The following is a 312-nucleotide window of genomic DNA, read 5'->3' as shown; positions in this document are numbered from 1 at the left end:
CGTGTCCCGCCTTACTCGTCAAACTCACAGCCATGCCACCTTCGAGTACGGGGCTGTCACCCTCTCTCGCCGGCCTTTCCAGACCGTTCCTCTGATGGCATCGCTGATGCTGGTTCTGGGCTGCTCCCCGTTCGCTCGCCGCTACTGGGGGAATCTCGGTTGATTTCTTTTCCTCGGGGTACTGAGATGTTTCAGTTCCCCCGGTTCGCCTCATTAACCTATGGATTCAGTTAATGATAGTGCGACGCATCGCACTGGGTTTCCCCATTCGGACATCGCCGGTTATGGCGCTTCATATCAGCTTCCCGACGC

At 57.1% G+C, this 312-nt stretch carries 1 rRNA gene; it reads right to left on the bottom strand.

Going from position 1 to position 312, the window contains the following annotated elements:
• Positions 1–312: ribosomal RNA gene (locus tag EAE93_RS24125) — 23S ribosomal RNA — on the bottom strand; the annotation flags it as partial.

This window comes from Photorhabdus akhurstii, assembly GCF_018448925.1.
Lineage (GTDB): Bacteria > Pseudomonadota > Gammaproteobacteria > Enterobacterales > Enterobacteriaceae > Photorhabdus > Photorhabdus akhurstii.
This window is presented reverse-complemented; position numbering and strand designations above follow the sequence as displayed.